16 protein-coding genes and 1 riboswitch are annotated in these 16,007 nt (G+C 56.7%); of the genes, 11 read left to right on the forward strand and 5 right to left on the reverse strand.

Going from position 1 to position 16,007, the window contains the following annotated elements:
• Nucleotides 1-21 precede the first annotated feature (21 nt).
• Entirely contained in the window at nt 22-939 is a 918-nt protein-coding gene (locus tag BMX75_RS01115) for an arginase family protein (RefSeq protein WP_092824500.1), read from the reverse strand.
• 37 nt (nt 940-976) lie between these two features.
• Between BMX75_RS01115 and BMX75_RS01120 the strand changes: the two genes are divergently transcribed.
• Nucleotides 977-1,546 (forward strand): gamma-glutamylcyclotransferase, encoded by a 570-nt coding sequence (locus BMX75_RS01120; protein ID WP_092824501.1) that lies wholly within the window; start codon nt 977-979, stop codon nt 1,544-1,546.
• 24 nt (nt 1,547-1,570) lie between these two features.
• Here the strand turns inward: BMX75_RS01120 and BMX75_RS01125 are convergent, their stop codons facing one another.
• Nucleotides 1,571-1,864, reverse strand: a complete 294-nt coding sequence (locus tag BMX75_RS01125) for a hypothetical protein (protein WP_066314766.1) — start codon at nt 1,862-1,864, stop codon at nt 1,571-1,573.
• A gap of 183 nt (nt 1,865-2,047) precedes the next feature.
• Between BMX75_RS01125 and BMX75_RS01130 the strand changes: the two genes are divergently transcribed.
• The 8 genes from BMX75_RS01130 (at nt 2,048) to BMX75_RS01165 (ending at nt 11,209) form a co-directional block, all read left to right on the forward strand.
• Nucleotides 2,048-3,718 (forward strand): isovaleryl-CoA dehydrogenase, encoded by a 1,671-nt coding sequence (locus tag BMX75_RS01130; RefSeq protein ID WP_092824502.1) that lies wholly within the window; start codon nt 2,048-2,050, stop codon nt 3,716-3,718.
• 99 nt (nt 3,719-3,817) lie between these two features.
• Nucleotides 3,818-3,919: riboswitch (glycine riboswitch) on the forward strand.
• 166 nt (nt 3,920-4,085) lie between these two features.
• On the forward strand, nt 4,086-5,348 hold the full coding sequence (locus BMX75_RS01135) for a D-amino acid dehydrogenase (protein ID WP_092824503.1): 1,263 nt from the start codon (nt 4,086-4,088) through the stop codon (nt 5,346-5,348).
• A 74-nt stretch (nt 5,349-5,422) separates the two neighbouring features.
• Nucleotides 5,423-6,349 (forward strand): LysR family transcriptional regulator, encoded by a 927-nt coding sequence (locus tag BMX75_RS01140; protein WP_092824504.1) that lies wholly within the window; start codon nt 5,423-5,425, stop codon nt 6,347-6,349.
• Nucleotides 6,350-6,475: 126 nt separating this feature from the next.
• On the forward strand, nt 6,476-7,525 hold the full coding sequence (gene dctP / locus BMX75_RS01145; RefSeq protein WP_092824505.1) for a TRAP transporter substrate-binding protein DctP: 1,050 nt from the start codon (nt 6,476-6,478) through the stop codon (nt 7,523-7,525).
• Between the two features lie 92 nt (nt 7,526-7,617).
• Nucleotides 7,618-8,109 carry a TRAP transporter small permease gene (locus BMX75_RS01150; RefSeq protein WP_092824506.1) on the forward strand — a complete coding sequence of 164 codons (492 nt, stop codon included), beginning with the start codon at nt 7,618-7,620 and terminating at the stop codon, nt 8,107-8,109.
• Between the two features lie 42 nt (nt 8,110-8,151).
• Nucleotides 8,152-9,426 carry a TRAP transporter large permease gene (locus tag BMX75_RS01155; protein WP_092824507.1) on the forward strand — a complete coding sequence of 425 codons (1,275 nt, stop codon included), beginning with the start codon at nt 8,152-8,154 and terminating at the stop codon, nt 9,424-9,426.
• 20 nt (nt 9,427-9,446) lie between these two features.
• Nucleotides 9,447-10,208 (forward strand): M15 family metallopeptidase, encoded by a 762-nt coding sequence (locus BMX75_RS01160; RefSeq protein ID WP_175474672.1) that lies wholly within the window; start codon nt 9,447-9,449, stop codon nt 10,206-10,208.
• A gap of 239 nt (nt 10,209-10,447) precedes the next feature.
• Nucleotides 10,448-11,209, forward strand: coding sequence for an SDR family NAD(P)-dependent oxidoreductase (locus BMX75_RS01165; RefSeq protein WP_092824509.1), 762 nt, complete (start codon nt 10,448-10,450; stop codon nt 11,207-11,209).
• Here BMX75_RS01165 and BMX75_RS01170 read toward each other — a convergent pair.
• From BMX75_RS01170 to BMX75_RS01180, 3 genes are all read right to left on the reverse strand, one after another.
• Nucleotides 11,206-12,030 carry a GGDEF domain-containing protein gene (locus BMX75_RS01170; RefSeq protein ID WP_245748314.1) on the reverse strand — a complete coding sequence of 275 codons (825 nt, stop codon included), beginning with the start codon at nt 12,028-12,030 and terminating at the stop codon, nt 11,206-11,208. The two genes, BMX75_RS01165 and BMX75_RS01170, sit on opposite strands and share 4 nt — an antisense overlap.
• A 447-nt stretch (nt 12,031-12,477) precedes the next feature.
• Nucleotides 12,478-12,663 (reverse strand): hypothetical protein, encoded by a 186-nt coding sequence (locus BMX75_RS01175; RefSeq protein WP_245748315.1) that lies wholly within the window; start codon nt 12,661-12,663, stop codon nt 12,478-12,480.
• Nucleotides 12,664-12,816: 153 nt separating this feature from the next.
• Nucleotides 12,817-14,952, reverse strand: coding sequence for a PhoX family protein (locus BMX75_RS01180; protein ID WP_092824513.1), 2,136 nt, complete (start codon nt 14,950-14,952; stop codon nt 12,817-12,819).
• A gap of 196 nt (nt 14,953-15,148) precedes the next feature.
• Between BMX75_RS01180 and BMX75_RS01185 the strand changes: the two genes are divergently transcribed.
• Both BMX75_RS01185 and BMX75_RS01190 read left to right on the forward strand, forming a co-directional pair.
• Entirely contained in the window at nt 15,149-15,523 is a 375-nt protein-coding gene (locus BMX75_RS01185; protein WP_233337289.1) for a YbaN family protein, read from the forward strand.
• Between the two features lie 139 nt (nt 15,524-15,662).
• Nucleotides 15,663-16,004, forward strand: coding sequence for a DUF6482 family protein (locus tag BMX75_RS01190; protein ID WP_092824515.1), 342 nt, complete (start codon nt 15,663-15,665; stop codon nt 16,002-16,004).
• Nucleotides 16,005-16,007: the final 3 nt, after the last annotated feature.

Raw genomic sequence — 16,007 nt, forward strand, 5'->3', positions numbered from 1 at the left:
TGCATTACTATTTTTTCATTACTATTCGCCGGTACGTTCAAGCACATCCGCCGCCGCTCGATGAAGCTGGGCGTGGCGCTCTGCCAACGTGACGATATCACGATCATAGCCACCACCGATCACCGCCGCGACGGGAATGTCAGCTTCGCGGCAGCATGCCAGTACATAGGCATCCCGTTGATACAGCCCTTCGTCACTCAGCGCCAGATAGCCCAGACGGTCATCCCGATGGACATCCACACCGGCGTCATAAAGCACCACATCGGGCTGATAGGCCGCCAGCAGCCCTGGCAATCGCGATGCCAGCACCGTCAGATAGGCATCGTCTTCCATGCCATTGGCAAGGGCGATATCCAGGTCGCTTTTCGCCTTGCGGGCGGGAAAGTTGCGCCCGGCATGCATTGAAAACGTAAAGACGCCGGGCACGCCAGCGAAGAGGCGCGCCGTGCCATCGCCCTGGTGAACATCACAATCGACGATCAACACCCGCTCGACCCAGCCTTGCGCCAGGGCGTGAGCCGCCGCAACGGCAAGGTCATTAATCAAGCAATAACCGCTTGCTGCATCAGCATGGGCGTGATGGGTGCCACCGGCTGAGTTGCAGGCAAGTCCTGATGCCAAAGCGACTTCTAACGACAGCAGCGTACCACCGGTTTCCAACCTTACCCGTTCGACCAGGGCGTCAGACCACACAAAGCCACTACGGCGCTGAGCGGCACGATCAAGCGTACCGTTCAGAAAAGCGTCAAGGTAAGCCCGCGTATGCACGCGCGACAAAGCGCCGACGCTGGCAGGCCGAGGGGTCAGCCACTCGACTGGCGTCGCCATCGTCTGCTCCCCAAGCTGTTGGCGAAGGACGCGAAACTTCTCCATTGGAAAGGGGTGGTTAGCTGGTAAATCAATCGTATAACCGGGATGATGGACGATCGTTAACGCCATTGCGCGCTGCCACTCAGGTGATCGGGGTAGATGCTTTATGTTGCTTGATACCACTGCCTTAAACCAGCAAAGAAACTTTTTCGATGAGCATGACGACCTGTGGCTGTTTGGCTATGGCTCATTGATCTGGAAAGCTGATTTTGACTACCTGGAGCGCCAGCCCGCTTACATTACCGGCTGGGCGCGGCGCTTCTGGCAGGCCTCCCACGACCATCGCGGCACCCCTGAAGCACCGGGGCGTGTGGCGACGCTGATCCGCTCGCCAGGTGCGGTGTGCCACGGCATGGCCTACCGCATTACGCCCGATGTGCTCGGGCCGCTGGATGTGCGCGAGAAAAACGGCTACCTGCGGGAAAAAGTGCCGCTGACCTTCCTTGACCACAGTGGCAATGATGCCGGCAGGAGCGAGGGGCTGATTTATCTGGCAAGCGAGGACAATCCGGCGTTTCTTGGCGAGGCACCGCTTGCGGATATTGCCCGCCAGATCAATCAGGCCCATGGCCCCAGCGGCCCCAATCGTGAGTATCTTTTGAACCTTGCCCACGCTCTGCGCGAGCTGGGGGTGGATGACGCGCATATTTTCGCGCTGGAGAAGCAACTGGGGTAACCCTCGGGCTACCCGGTGACATATTCACATCATCAGCCACGCCAGGATAAACAGTCCCAGCAGGGTTCGGATGATACCGCCGATGATCGAACCGCGGAAAAAGGCCCTCAATCCTCCCCACAGAATGAGCACGCCGATGATCAGCACCACGATGCTGAAAAACGAATCGCTGATGCCCAGCGAGCGCGTCAGGCCATCGATAAACTCATCAAACGCGCCGAAGAGATTGGTAAAAATACCCAGTAGAAACTCGACGACGCCACGAATCACTTCACCGATCGTTTCGCCAACATCATCAAAAAATCCGTTTGCTTGCATGACTCATATCCATGTTTAAAGGAGCGACACCCTATTGTCAGTGAAGTCTTGCGCTAGCGCAAAGCGAGGGGTCAAAACGGTGGTGTTTGCATAATGGGCGCATCGCGCTAAAGTTGACCAAACAACCGTTTAAAAAATTGCCGCTTCATTATTGGCCCTCTAACACAATAAGAGGTGGTCACCATGCCGTCACACTTCCCCCTCGCTGATAAGCTACAAGCCAGCACCCATCAGGTGGAAAACCAGCCACCGTCGCTGGAAAACTACAATAGCTACACAACCGATCGCGCGCTTCAGGAAGGTGTCAAGCGCGAAGGCGGCACTGACGACACGGCTCTCAAAACGTTTGGTCAGTGGGCAGGCTCGTCCGACGCCATCGCCCTGGGGTTTGACGCCAACCGCTATTCACCGCAGCTAGTAACCCATGACCGGCAGGGCCATCGGGTCGATTTGATCGAGTTTCACCCGGCCTATCACCAGCTTATGAAAACAGCGGTGGAGCACGGTCTGCACGCCAGTCCCTGGCGAAACCCAGGGCCGGGTGCGCACGTTACACGCGCCGCCAACTACTACCTGAACACGCAGGTGGAAGCAGCCCACGGCTGCCCGATCACCATGACGTTCGCAGCCCTGCCTGCGTTACGCCATCAGCCCAATCTGCTTGAGAGCTGGGGCGATAAAATCACCGCGCCCCACTACGACCCGCGCAACCTGCCCTATTTCGAAAAACAGGGCGTCACCCTGGGTATGGCAATGACCGAGAAGCAGGGTGGCTCCGATGTGCGCCTGAGCACCACCCGCGCCTACCCGATTGATCAAGGCGGTCCGGGCGAGGCCTATGAACTGGTCGGCCATAAATGGTTTGTCTCGGCGCCGATGTGCGACGCTTTTCTGGTGCTCGCCCAGGCACCCGGCGGCTTGAGCTGTTTTCTGCTGCCGCGCTGGCGACCCGACGGCACTAAAAATCCGCTGCATATCCAGCAACTCAAACGCAAAATGGGCAACGTGGCGAACGCTTCCAGCGAGACCGAGCTACGCGGCGCCTTTGCCTGGATGGTGGGCGACGAGGGACGCGGCGTGCGTACCATCATCGAGATGGTGGCCATGACCCGCTACGACTGCATGATTGGCTCCGCCGCCGGTATGCGCCAGGCCACCGCCCAGGCGATTCACCACGCCACCCATCGTCATGCCTTCGGGGCACGTTTGAGCGAACAGCCACTGATGCAGAACGTGCTCGCCGATCTGGCCATTGAAAGCGAAGCCGCCACTACCCTGATGCTGCGCATGGCTCGCGCCATGGACCATCAGGATGACGAACACGAGCGTTTGCTCGCACGCATTGCCACGCCGGTCGGCAAGTACTGGATCTGCAAGCGCACGCCCCATCATGCCTATGAAGCGATGGAGGTGATTGGCGGTAGCGGTGTCATGGAAACCCATGTGATGCCGCGCCTGTTCCGAGAATCGCCGGTTAATGCCATCTGGGAAGGCAGCGGTAACGTCCAGTGCCTGGATATCCTGCGCGCGATTGAAAAGCAGCCCGAGGTGCTCGACGCCTATTTTGCGGAACTCGCCAAGGCAAAAGGCGCTGATGTACATCTGGACCGCTTTATTCACCAGTTACAGCGGGAACTGCAGGATACCCAATCGCTCCAGTACCGCGCCCGCCAGCTGGCGGACGGTATGGCCCTGGCGTTGCAGGGCGCCCTGCTGGTACAGCACGCCCCGGCTTGTGTGGCCGATGCGTTCTGCGCCGGACGGCTGGCTGAACGCAACGGCCTCAGTACCGGCACGCTGCCTACCAGGCTTGATTGCGCGGCGATCATTGCGCGGGCCCAGCCAGCAGAGTAATTCTGTTGATACAGGCCCCGTGGAATCAGCGTTCACGACTTTGGTCGACTTCCATCGCGAAGCTGATAACGTTAAAAACCATCACGATTAAACAATAATCAGGTAATAGCGGGAGAGCTTGGCGCATCTCACAAGGATGACGCCAGCGCCGAAGGAGCAACAACCCCGGAAACTCTCAGGCAACCGGACCGCTATGACCCTCACTTTCCGAAGAGCGGCTGATGACTGCGTCACTCAGCCCACCGAAGGAGCAAGCGCGCCCCAAAGGGCACGCGAATCTCTCAGGTTCCATGACGGAAGGGGTACGCCCAGCAGCCATTACGCCGTTAGGTGGGATTCCCGACGCTCATGAAAACCGGAGAGACTTATGCAACGCATTGCCGTTATCGGTGGTGGTATCACCGGCATTACCAGCGCCTACGCCCTGGCCAAACGTGGCTATGAGGTCACTGTCTTTGAAAAGCATCGCTATGCCGCGATGGAAACGTCGTTTGCCAACGGCGGTCAGCTGTCAGCCTCTAACGCCGAGGTGTGGAACCACTGGCCAACGGTGATCAAGGGCCTGCGCTGGATGCTCAGAAACGACGCGCCGCTATTGGTCAATCCCCGCCCGAGCTGGCACAAGCTCAGCTGGTTTGGCGAATTTATTGCCGCGATTCCCAAGTACGCCGCCAACACCACCGAGACCGCACGACTGGCCATTGCCGCCCGCGAACACCTGTTTCAGTGGGCGAAAGATGAGCAGATAGATTTCGACTTAAAGCAGAAAGGCATTCTGCATATCTACCGTGATAAAGCGGGCTATGACCACGCCGCCAAGGTCTCCCAGCTGCTCAGCCAAGGTGGCCTGGAGCGCCAGCCGGTGACGCCCGAGGAAATGCGTGCCATCGAACCCACCCTGGCGGGCAACTACTATGGCGGTTTCTTCACCGAAAGCGACGCCACCGGCGATATTCACAAGTTTACCCACGGCCTGGCGCAAGCCGCCGAACGTCGCGGTGTAACGCTCAAATATGGCCACAGCGTGCAGGATATCGGCGCGGACGAACAGCACGCCTGGATCACCGCCTCTCTTGAAGGCGAGGCTGACGGCGAACCGGTGCGCGAAACCTTTGATAGCGTGGTGGTATGCGCCGGGGTGGGCAGCCGCGCCTTGGCCGCCAAGCTTGGCGACCGGGTCAATATCTACCCGGTCAAAGGCTACTCGATTACCGTGCAGCTCGATGATGCTGCCTCCCAACAGGCTGCGCCTACGGTCAGCCTGTTGGATGATGAAACCAAGCTGGTCACCAGCCGCCTTGGGGATGAACGCTTCCGCATCGCCGGTACCGCCGAGTTTAACGGCTTCAATCGCGATATCCGCGACAACCGCATCCGCCCGCTGATTCGCTGGGTGGAAGAGTGCTTCCCCGGGGTCAGCACCCGCCGCGTGATACCCTGGGCGGGCCTGCGCCCGATGCTCCCCAACATGCTGCCCAAGGTCGGCCCCGGCAAACTGCCCACGGTGTTCTACAATACCGGTCACGGCCACCTGGGCTGGACGCTCTCTGCCATTACCGCCGATATGCTGGCGGATGCGGTGGAGGCGAAAAACGCACAAAGCGATCGATCTACCCAACCACTCGCTTAGCCTGATCTGCACCCATTGCACTTGCCAAGCGGTCATCCGTTAATATGGATGTCACCTTATGGTCAGGTGCCTTTATGCTTAATCAACGTGCATTAACTTACCTCAATGAAGTCATTCGCCGCGGCTCGCTAAGGCGCGCCGCGGCCCATTTGAATGTCGACGCCTCCGCCGTTAGCCGCCAATTAAAAGCACTTGAAGAAGAATTGGATACCCAGCTATGCGAACGACACGGCCGCGGCATGCGTGCAACCGCAGCCGGTCAGTTGCTGGTGCATCACTTTCACGCCCAGCGGGCCTCGGAGGAGGCCGTACTCTCCCAACTCATGGCACTTCAGGGCCTAGCGAAAGGCGAAGTACGTATCGCCGTTGGGGAAGGGTTTATCGCCGACCTGATCACCGCACCGCTAGGCACGTTCATGTCGGCGTTTGCGGGTATTAATGTCGAAGTCCGTATGGCGGGCGTCAATGAAGCGATGTCGCTACTCAAAGACCGTGAAGTGGATATCGCGCTACTTTATGCACCGCCGGTGGACCCGCAGCTTTACTGCCATGTGGAAACGCGTCAGCCACTCGATGTCATTGTTCCCCCCAATCACCCCCTCATTGAGCTGAAACGGCCCGTGACGCTGCATGACTTAAAGGATTGGCCGCTGGCATTAATGGACAACCCATTCGGCATGCGGCAAATGGTCAATATGGTGGCTCACCAGGAGCGTATCCATCTCGAAGCTCGTCTGCACACCAACTCTGTATCTGTGTTGAAGAATTTCGTTCGTTCAGGCATTGGCATTACGTTTATGCCGGAAATCACCGTCATCGATGAAATAGAGCGTGGCGAAATTTGCACGCTACCCATGCGCTACCCGGTGATGAACGGTACCCGTGCGCAGATCGTTAGCTTGAAGGGGCAGGAACTCCCTGTGGCTTCCACGGCCTGTATCGATCATTTACACAAAGGCATGCGCTTTTTCTCGGCCGATGCGCCGCGACTGTTGCAATAAAGTCCACACTAAAGGTCTTGCATAGTCAACGCCTCAATACATAGTCTTCCTGTAGGCAACACCTATAAAGCTAATAGCGCTCACTCAGCACCCTACAGCTCACGACAATAAACCAGGAGACTGACTATGTTGACTCACCCAGTGTTGACCCAACGCTTTTCACCCAAGCGGCTCATCTCGGCTTGCCTGATTGGCTCTGCCCTGATGGCTGGCAATGCCGTCGCCGAGACCACGATAAATTTGGGCTACAACGGCGCCCCCGACCCCGACAAGAATGCTGTACACGTCTTTGCCACTAACCTTAAGGAACTGGTCGAGGAAAAAACCGACAACCAGATTCAATTAGAGCTATATCCCAATAGCTCGCTGGGCGAAGAGCAGGAGCGCATGGAGCAGACCATGAGCACGCCCATGCTCAACGTGGCGTCCTTTGCGGGTGTCTCGCCTCTCGTCGATGAGATTTTCGTCAGTGCTATCCCGTTCCTGTTCGACGATTTTGCGGCAGCCCGTACCTTCTTTGATGAAGGGGAGTACTGGCAGGAAGTCAGTGCGGCGCTGAAGGAGCGCGCCGGTATCGATATGCTGGCAGTCGTCGAGGAAGGCGGCTTTTTAGCCTTTACCAATGACGAGAAGCCTATCAGTCACCCTGACGACTTCGAAGGTCTCCGCTTCCGGGCCATGGACCCAAGCCAGGTTGCGCTCTATGAGGCCTTCGGTGCATCGGGTACGCCGATTCCCTGGACAGAGACCTACATGGCACTGCGCACCGGAGTAGCGGACGGTCAGATGAACCCGCCGATGTATATCATCCTGGGCAGCCTTTACGAAGTACAGGACTACCTGACGCTTGCCAACATCCAGTATTCGAATCAATTCCTGGTGGGCAACAGCGACATGATCGCCAGTTGGGATGACGAGCTTCGTGATGCCTTTCAGGAAGCCGTCGCCGAAGCGAACCAAAATGCCCGCGAGCACAACGAGGAGCAGGTCGACTCACGGATTGCCTACCTGGAAGAACAGGGTATGGAAGTGATTCGCCCTTCTGAAGAGGAGCTCACCGCTTTCCGCGAAATCGGCCAGCCTGCTTATCTTGAATGGCTCGAAGAGCGTGATATCGAGCAACGCTGGATCGATATGGCGCTGGAAGATGCGGGTATGAGCGACCTGCTCCACTAACGGTTTCTGTCGCCGTGTCAATAACAGGGGCTGGTACTTTACCGGCCCTCTATTCTTTCACTTCACATTTCTGAATTTCATGGAAGGCTGCCATGTTCAAAACGCTTCGGCTCCGTCTTCTGACGATCAGCCGTCCGATCACCCTTACCCTGGCAGGAGCGCTGTTATCTCTTAATGTGGCGGCCATTCTTTATGGTGTTTTCGCCCGCTACATTGCCGGTGGTGCCCCTATCTGGACGGATGAGCTATCGCGCTTCCTGATCATCGCCACCGTGATGCTCGCGGCAGGCGCCGTCTGGTCGGAAGGCGGACATATGCGCGTCGGGCTGCTGGAGAAGCTACTGCCAGCCCCCTTCGCTCGCCTGCTCAATGTGTACCAGTGGCTACTTACCCTGTTGATTGCAGCGGGCGGCGCATGGGTTAGCTATCGCTATGCATTGTCGGTCAGCATGTTTACCACGTCCGGGCTTGGCATCAGTCGCACGGTGCCCCTCCTCTCGCTACCGCTTGGCTTCCTACTACTGGCTTGGCATGTGCTTCTCTATGGTCCGGCGCCCCTCAAGACCGTCGAGGACACTCTATGAAGACCGCTGAAGGCTCTCTATGAAGCCCGTTGAGGACTCCCTATGACTTTGACCATGCTGGCCGTTTTCCTGGGCCACGTATTACTGGGGCTGCCACTGTTTATTGCGTTGTTGACCACCGCGTTTGTGGGGTTTTTATTCGTCGACTTCTCGATGATTCCACGCATGATGCCCCAGCAATTCTTCGGTGGTATCAATGTGTTCTCACTGATGGCCATTCCGTTATTTATACTGGCTGGCAACCTGATGAACGTCAGTGGCTTAACCGAGCGCCTGATGGGCTTCGCCCGCCTGATAGTTGGGCACTTGCGGGGCGGTATGGGTCACGTCAACGTGGTTTCGAGCGTTTTCTTTGCAGGCGTTAATGGTTCTGCCGTGGCCGATACCTCGGCGCTTGGTTCGCTGCTGGTACCCGCCATGGAGAAAGAGGGCTACTCAAGGGCCTTTGCCGCCGGTTTGACCGCGGGCAGCTCGCTGATTGGCCCGATTATTCCGCCCAGTATCTTCATGATTCTTTACGCCTCGCTGACGAATACGTCAGTCGGTGATCTCTTTCTGGCGGGCGTCGTGCCCGGGCTGTTGCTGGGTATTGCCTTTATGGGCATGAACGCCTGGTATGCCTGGCGCTACCGATTACCCAAAAGCGCTCAATTTCCCTCATTGGGTCAGCTTGGCTTGGCGTTCATGGCGGCTCTGCCTGCACTCATTGCTCCCTTCATTATCGTTGCCGGCATTGTGCTGGGCTTTGTTACGCCTACAGAATCGGGCGCGTTGACAGCGCTGTATGTCGCCTTATGTGGTGTCGTGCTGGGTGGGTTACGGCTCAAGGAATGCTGGAAAGCCATCTTGGATACGGCACGCCTGACCTCTGCCATCTTCCTGATCATGGCCGCCTCAGCCACGATTAGCTGGCTGCTGTCCTATGCCCAGGTGCCGGAACAGTTTGTGTCACTGCTATCACCCTATGTGGATAATAGTGTCGTTATTTTATTACTGCTCAGCGCCATCACCTTTGTCACCGGCATGTTCATGGAGGAGGTATCGGCGTTGATGCTACTGACGCCCATCTTCGCGCCGGTCGCCATGATGGCGGGTATCGACCCTATACATCTGGGTATCATCATCACGCTGAACATTACCATTGCGCTGATTACGCCACCGCTAGGCGCATGCGTATTCGTGGCGGCGGCGGTCAGTCGTCTTGAAATTGTGTCGCTATTCAGAACCATTTGGCCCTTTGTACTGACGGCGATTGCCGTCCTTATTTTATTGATTCTCTTCCCACCGCTGACGCTGTGGCTACCTACTCAGTTTTGATAACCCGCTTGGATAAGACGATGCCTTTGAACACACTCTTGAAGGCCTTGCCGCCTGTACCCAGTTACCCAGCACCGTGCTGGGAACAGCTGCGCCGCGTCCCGATTGACGATAACAGTGAACGTTTAATGCCGATGAGCCTTGCGCCCGCACCGATCAGCGTTTTTCCCGCCTATGCTCGGCTTGGCATCCCAGGCGCGGTACCGGAGTGTTTCGTTCGAGAGGGGGTTTATCGGGCACTACTCGCTGCAGCACGCAGCTTGCCCGACGGCATCGGCTTAATCGTACTGGATGGATGGCGTCCATGGCGGGTGCAGCAGTATCTGTTTGATACCCTGCACGAAGCCATCCACCACCACCAACCCGACCTCAGTGAAGCCGAGTTGCTGGAACGTACCAGGGAGTTTGTCTCGGTACCCAGCCGTGACCCGCTCGCCCCCAGCCCACACCTGACGGGCGGAGCTGTCGACGTCACGCTGTGCGATGCCGATGGCTTGCCGCTGGATATGGGCACCCTGTTTGACGAGGCATTACCGGCCTCTCATAGCGACTATTTCGAGCATCTGGAATCGCTGACCCCTCAGCAACATAAGGCGCGGGATCACCGCCGTCTGCTATATCACATCATGAGCGAGCATGGCTTCACCAACCTGCCCAGCGAGTGGTGGCACTTCGATTATGGCGATCAATTATGGGCCTACTATGGGCAACATGATAATGCGCTTTACGGGGCTGCCGAGTTGGATACCATCGAGAACCGCTGGCGCAGACAGCTAGGGTAGCTGTCTAACCTCGCCACTAGCGACTCGTTTTTCCAAGCATCAACCCCTCATAGAGAACACATTGAAATCCGCTAATAAATACCCGCCTAGCGATACGTCCCCACTGTTCTATAGCGTTTGAGATAGCATGCGCACAGGACAGCCAATGCCAAAGGCGATCAAATGAACTGGCTCTAAGCGCGTCGCTTCGAGCATTATAGGATGACGTCAATTTTGATTTGATTCGAAGGAGAAGCATCATGCCAAGCGTATTGATTACCGGGGCAACCTCAGGGTTTGGTAAAGCCGCCGCACGGCGATTTGCCAAGGCAGGGTGGTCGCTGATTCTGACGGGGCGCCGTGAGGAGCGACTGGCTGAACTGGAAAGTGAACTGGCACCTCACGTCACCGTACTGACGATCCCTCTGGACGTGCGCGATAGTGACGCGGTTTCACAAGCGCTAAGCCAACTCCCCGATACGCTGCTGCCACTCACTTGCCTGATTAATAATGCCGGGTTGGCACTTGCGCCCGAACCCGCACAAAAAGTGGCGCTGGAAGACTGGCACACCATGATCGACACCAACATCACGGGACTGGTCAACGTGACGCACGCCGCCATGCCTCACCTGTTAGCTACCGGCAAGGGTGCGAGCATCCTCAACCTGGGATCGGTGGCGGGACAGTGGCCATATCCAGGCGGACATGTCTACGGGGCCTCGAAAGCCTTTATTCAACAGTTCAGTTACAACCTGCGCTGCGACCTGCAGGGTACCGGGGTCCGCGTGACCGATCTGGCTCCCGGCATGGCCGAAACCGAGTTCACGCTGGTTCGCACCAAAGGCAATCAGGCGGCTTCCGATGCGCTTTATAAAGGCACCACGCCCCTGCAGGCCGAAGACATTGCCGAACAGCTTTATTACCTGGCCACTCTACCGCCACACATCAATATCAATCGGCTTGAAATCATGCCGGTGCGCCAGGCATGGGCGCCGTTTGCGATTGATCGCGATCCTGCTTAGGCAAACCTCGTCGATGTCACTAACTCGATAGGTGAGACTTGGTCACGCCCTTTCTCTTTAGCGACATAAAGGGCGTCATCCACTCGCTTCATGATACTTTTGACCGCTTCTTGAGGCTGTGCCTCAACCACACCAAAGCTGGCGGTGATGGGGCCTGATGTGGGTAAACTCGCAGTGTTAATCACGCAACGTATCTTATCGGCGAGAAGCACCGCGTGTTCCAGGGGTGTTTCGGGTGCCAGAAGCATGAACTCCTCGCCACCCCACCTTGCGCAGTAGTCTACTTGACGTAAATTGCCTTTCAGCAAATTGGCTATTTCGACCAATACCTGATCGCCTACATCGTGGCCATAGCGATCATTGATATCTTTAAAGTAATCGATATCCAGCATGATCAAAGAGAGAGGGCGTGCGTAGCGATCCTGACGGCTGAGTTCGCTTTTCAACATCGTATCGAATTGCGATCTGTTAACAAGCCCTGTCAGCATATCGGTGGTGGCAAGCCGCTTCAGTTGAGCCTCATTTTCCACCTGATCGGTCACATCACGCTGTGTAAGCACCAGCGTGATGGCATCGTGCTGATGGGCTCCCATTGCCGTGATGCGCCACTCGATGTGTCGGCACGACCCATCATGCCGGCGTGAGACCTCACGCCCACCGATACCCTCGAAGGCGTGCTCGACACTGGTGTTCAGCACATCGTGCAGTTGAGCAAGAATTTGCTGATTGGCCGCTTCTTGCTCAACCACGTTGGGGGTGGCGCCCACCCACTCCTCCCGGGCCCCACCCCATAAGCGCTGATAGTCGGTATTGATGTCCATGACTTGGGCCCTGCGCGAGTCCCTAGTCATGTTGAAGATAGCCACCGCATGGCCAGTCGCCTCACCACCCTCTTCAGGTCCTGGTCGCGCATAGTGCTGATACATACTATTTACTCATCCTTGAGCTTGTATTGCTCAACATGCGTAGCGGCACCGACCCACGTTGAAAGGTTCACTCGGTGTGGCCTCCGTGCTATTGAAAACAGTGGAGACATTAAAATCACTTTATTTACACTGACGATATAATCATTTACCAGCTGTTAACATAACCTGGGTTATCCAGCGCCAAATACAGAGATATATTGCGCTAATTTTTGGATAGTCCTATAAAAAAATTTACAAAGCACTTACTTAGCGTAGGAGAAATCGGTTAATTCTGCCTGCTTTGCGCCAGCGCATTTCTCAACGTGCCCACTAAAATAATGACCGTTTATTAACCATTCGGGCTCACCCCTCCCGAAACGCCTCGATCACCCGTTCGGCCAACACCTCGCTGGCGTCACCACTGCCTGGGCGCTTCACCAGTGACACTTGATAATCACCAAGTGGGGGCAACGATTCGTTGTGGAGGCGCTTGAGCGGCGGGCGGATCAAGCTTTTAGGCAAAGCCGTCACGGCTAAATCGGCCAGCATGGCGGCCTCCTGACCAGCATAGTGGTCTTCAGGCGTTATAAGCTCGACAAAAGAAATATCGTGTACAGTAAACCCAACATCAAAAAGAGCGTCGAACCTTGATAGGTTCGACGCTCTTGGTAAGACCCGCTAGCAACTTTTGAAATTTTGCTTTTAAACGCCTACCGGCCCACCATCGCGCTTTTGAATCACCACGGTTGATGCCCGAGGGCGTACCTGGCCGCTGGCGGCAACGGTGGCATCTTGGGTCAACGCGCTACCATCGGCCGGCCAGTTACCGGGATGCTGAATATTGATGAACAGCGCGGTTTTATCCGGCGTCGCAAAAATACCAGTGACTTCGCAGCCATTCGGCCCCACCGCAAAGCGCTTGAGCTGTTGCTGGTTGCTGTTGTTGATCACCGGTCCGGCACCCTGAATATCATCCAGCCCATTGGGAACCACGGCAAGCAACTGATCGTTGGTGTACTCGGTTACCCCCTCATAACCGTTATCAGTCTGAATCCAAAGAATGCCCTGCCCGTCGTCGCGCTCGTCGAACCAGAGCCCATCGGGACTGGCGAACTGGTTCATTTCGGTCAAGCCCGAATGGTTATCTGTGTCGTCAGCGGCGGCGCCAAATACAAACACTTCCCAGGTAAAGGCGTTGGGCAAGCGGCTTTCACGCCAGCGAATAATATGCCCCGCTTCGTTATTGGCACGAGGATTGGCAGCATTGGTGGGCGCTAAGTCATAACCAACGCCTACCTGTTCCAAGCGCTCACCGCTGTTGGTATAGGTTGGCTGTGTATCTTCAGCGATGCGCTGTGAGTTATTGGTCAGGGTGAGATACACCTCGCCCGAGGCGGGATCAACAGACGCCCACTCAGGGCGATCCATTGGCGTGGCGCCCAATAAATCCGCTGCATCGCAGGTATTGATGATGATACCTGCCGCATCGTCGTCGGCTAGACCAAGCGCCGCTGCCAGCGTTCGGCCGTCCTGTGTTTGCGCATCAGGTGTCAGCGGCAGCCACTCACCACTGCCGTCGGCGTGAAAGCGGGCCACGTAGAGAGTGCCGTTATCCAAATATTTATGACCGATGGCGAGGCGGTCATACGCTTCGCCGGGGCGATTGGCATCGGCGGGATCCCAGGCGGCATCGGAGACGTACTTGTATACGTACTCGTTACGGGCATCATGGCCGGAGTAATAGACCACTGGCTGACCGGCTTCCAGCTTGCCCAACCAGCACCCTTCATGGCGGAAACGCCCAAGTGCCGTGCGCTTGATCGCGAGGGCATCGCTGTAGGGGTCGACTTCCACCTGATAACCGAACGTGCGTGCTTCATTGCGGTAATCATCTTCAGCATTTTCGCCGCGCGGCGTAATATCGAAGCGAGCGAACTCATCGTCCTGCTCAGAGACATCACCTGCTGAGGTATCCCAGCCATAGCGGCTTTTATCGGTGGGAATACCAATCCGCGCATCGTCCTGGAAGCGCTCGCCGCGGTTCACAAAGATATCGGGCCAGTTCTCTTCACAGGCAATATAAGTCCCCCAGGGCGTTACCCCATTACCGCAGTTATTGTTCGTGCCGCGTGTTTGCATGCCTGTCGGTGAGAACTGCGTCTTGACGTAGTCACTGCCCGCCACTGGCCCAGCCAGGTCCATCACCGTTGCGCTCGTCAAACGGCGGTTATAGCGCGACCCCGGCACATGTGCCCAGTGGCCGTTGGCATCTTTTTCAATCTCAACCATGGTGACGCCATGAGCATTGATTTCAGTGCGCGACTCATCCGCAGGCCGTTGCCCCTCATCCGCATTGGTGGGGCCGCCTTGAGGCGCCCATAGCGCTGCCTGGTCGATATATTCGTTGTTGAGTGCCAGCACAAAACGACGCGAAGCATTGTTGGCATCCAGGGCAAAACCGGCCATACCATCGTGATGCATTCCCACGCTAGAGGCTTGGCGCTCGGCAGTCATCGGCTGGTCGGGCTGCCAGCTGTCGCCAGCACTTAACGGCGTCCCCCAGGGCACTAAGACTTGGGCCACGTAACCTTCCGGCACCACCACGGCATCGGTCAGCGACCCATGAACCGCCTCAAATGCCAGCGTCAGGGTCTTTTTTTGCGCGCCGTTTGAGGCAAGCGCTTGAGCAGTACCGCCAAAGCTAAGCATCGAGGCAGCCGCCATGCTCAAACCACCGCGCATTACATCGCGACGGGATACGTGGCGTGCCAATACTTCGGCAAAAGGTTGGTTGCCACTGTGGTTAAACAGACGATGATCTTCGATCTCTTTACTCATTCTGGTCTCCCCCCCTGATCGTTTTTAAACCAACGATTGAACGTTAGGAGACACTAGAGAAGCTGAATGACAAGACGATGACGGCGTGGCTGCATTTATATGAAAGTTGCTGGAGTGGCAAAGCAGTGACATAAGTCCATACTTATTTAACAATCAGCACGATGACTTTATGGAAGCGTGCCTACCGGGAGCAAGAATGAGATTGATCCGCCTCATGTGGATCGTGCTGGCAGGGTTGAGTTTTAGTATCGGTGTCCTCGGCATTTTTCTGCCCCTGCTGCCTACCACCGTCTTTATGCTAATGGCGGTTTACTGCGCCTCCAAAGGCTCACCGCGCTTTGAGGCCTGGATCCGCTCTCGCCACTATGTCGGACCGCTGCTGGTAACCTGGGAGCAGGAGCGGGCCATCTCAAGGCGGGGTAAATTGGCGGCCGTTAGCACGATCGCGTTGAGCGCGCTGATTACCGGCTGGTCACTCGGCCCCGGTTGGAGTCGCTGGGGGGTAATAGCGCTACTGGCGCTGATTGCTCTTTGGCTGGCTACCCGACCAGAGCCTTCTTCCTCACCTTAAAACCGCCTAAATTACCACCTTATGGGTCGACACCACCTGGCGCAGCCCCATGAACGAGCGGATCTGGCGGTTACTGCTGTACAAATAAAGTACAGTCTTTAGTCTTGGCATATCGGATATTCACACATGAGGATACGCCATGCCTTCTACCCTTCCCGCTCACGTCACCCTTGAAGACCTTGCGCAATGGCCTACACCGCTGCCCGATGTAGAAGTTCACGGACTTGATATGGGCTGGTATATCGTTCGCTTGCATCGGGACAACACTGTCAGTTTGCTCACCGATGAGAATGGCGAAACGCAACGTTTTACCGGCACGCAATGGATTGGCCGTGCCTTCGCGCCGCTGGGTTTCACCCACGGCACGCTGACCTGGGCCGACGCCGCCGATGAAATGATCGGCACCGATGTACCCCCTGTGTCTGCTCAGCAGCGCATGGCCCATGGTGTTCGCGTAGCTTTTAACCAGACCTGTCTATAAAAT

It is taken from the genome of Vreelandella subterranea, assembly GCF_900111305.1.
GTDB classification, from domain to species: Bacteria; Pseudomonadota; Gammaproteobacteria; order Pseudomonadales; family Halomonadaceae; genus Vreelandella; species Vreelandella subterranea.

What these genes read in the sequence shown, in the direction of transcription:
- BMX75_RS01125 (WP_066314766.1), bottom strand. Translation starts at nt 1,864, where the DNA reads ATGCAAGCAAACGGATTTTTTGATGATGTTGGCGAAACGATCGGTGAA.
- BMX75_RS01190 (WP_092824515.1), top strand. Translation starts at nt 15,663, where the DNA reads ATGCCTTCTACCCTTCCCGCTCACGTCACCCTTGAAGACCTTGCGCAA.
- BMX75_RS01140 (WP_092824504.1), top strand. Translation starts at nt 5,423, where the DNA reads ATGCTTAATCAACGTGCATTAACTTACCTCAATGAAGTCATTCGCCGC.
- BMX75_RS01175 (WP_245748315.1), bottom strand. Translation starts at nt 12,663, where the DNA reads ATGCTGGCCGATTTAGCCGTGACGGCTTTGCCTAAAAGCTTGATCCGC.
- BMX75_RS01150 (WP_092824506.1), top strand. Translation starts at nt 7,618, where the DNA reads ATGTTCAAAACGCTTCGGCTCCGTCTTCTGACGATCAGCCGTCCGATC.
- BMX75_RS01135 (WP_092824503.1), top strand. Translation starts at nt 4,086, where the DNA reads ATGCAACGCATTGCCGTTATCGGTGGTGGTATCACCGGCATTACCAGC.
- BMX75_RS01155 (WP_092824507.1), top strand. Translation starts at nt 8,152, where the DNA reads ATGACTTTGACCATGCTGGCCGTTTTCCTGGGCCACGTATTACTGGGG.
- BMX75_RS01130 (WP_092824502.1), top strand. Translation starts at nt 2,048, where the DNA reads ATGCCGTCACACTTCCCCCTCGCTGATAAGCTACAAGCCAGCACCCAT.
- BMX75_RS01185 (WP_233337289.1), top strand. Translation starts at nt 15,149, where the DNA reads ATGAGATTGATCCGCCTCATGTGGATCGTGCTGGCAGGGTTGAGTTTT.
- BMX75_RS01115 (WP_092824500.1), bottom strand. Translation starts at nt 939, where the DNA reads ATGGCGTTAACGATCGTCCATCATCCCGGTTATACGATTGATTTACCA.
- dctP (WP_092824505.1), top strand. Translation starts at nt 6,476, where the DNA reads ATGTTGACTCACCCAGTGTTGACCCAACGCTTTTCACCCAAGCGGCTC.
- BMX75_RS01180 (WP_092824513.1), bottom strand. Translation starts at nt 14,952, where the DNA reads ATGAGTAAAGAGATCGAAGATCATCGTCTGTTTAACCACAGTGGCAAC.
- BMX75_RS01165 (WP_092824509.1), top strand. Translation starts at nt 10,448, where the DNA reads ATGCCAAGCGTATTGATTACCGGGGCAACCTCAGGGTTTGGTAAAGCC.
- BMX75_RS01170 (WP_245748314.1), bottom strand. Translation starts at nt 12,030, where the DNA reads ATGGACATCAATACCGACTATCAGCGCTTATGGGGTGGGGCCCGGGAG.
- BMX75_RS01160 (WP_175474672.1), top strand. Translation starts at nt 9,447, where the DNA reads ATGCCTTTGAACACACTCTTGAAGGCCTTGCCGCCTGTACCCAGTTAC.
- BMX75_RS01120 (WP_092824501.1), top strand. Translation starts at nt 977, where the DNA reads ATGTTGCTTGATACCACTGCCTTAAACCAGCAAAGAAACTTTTTCGAT.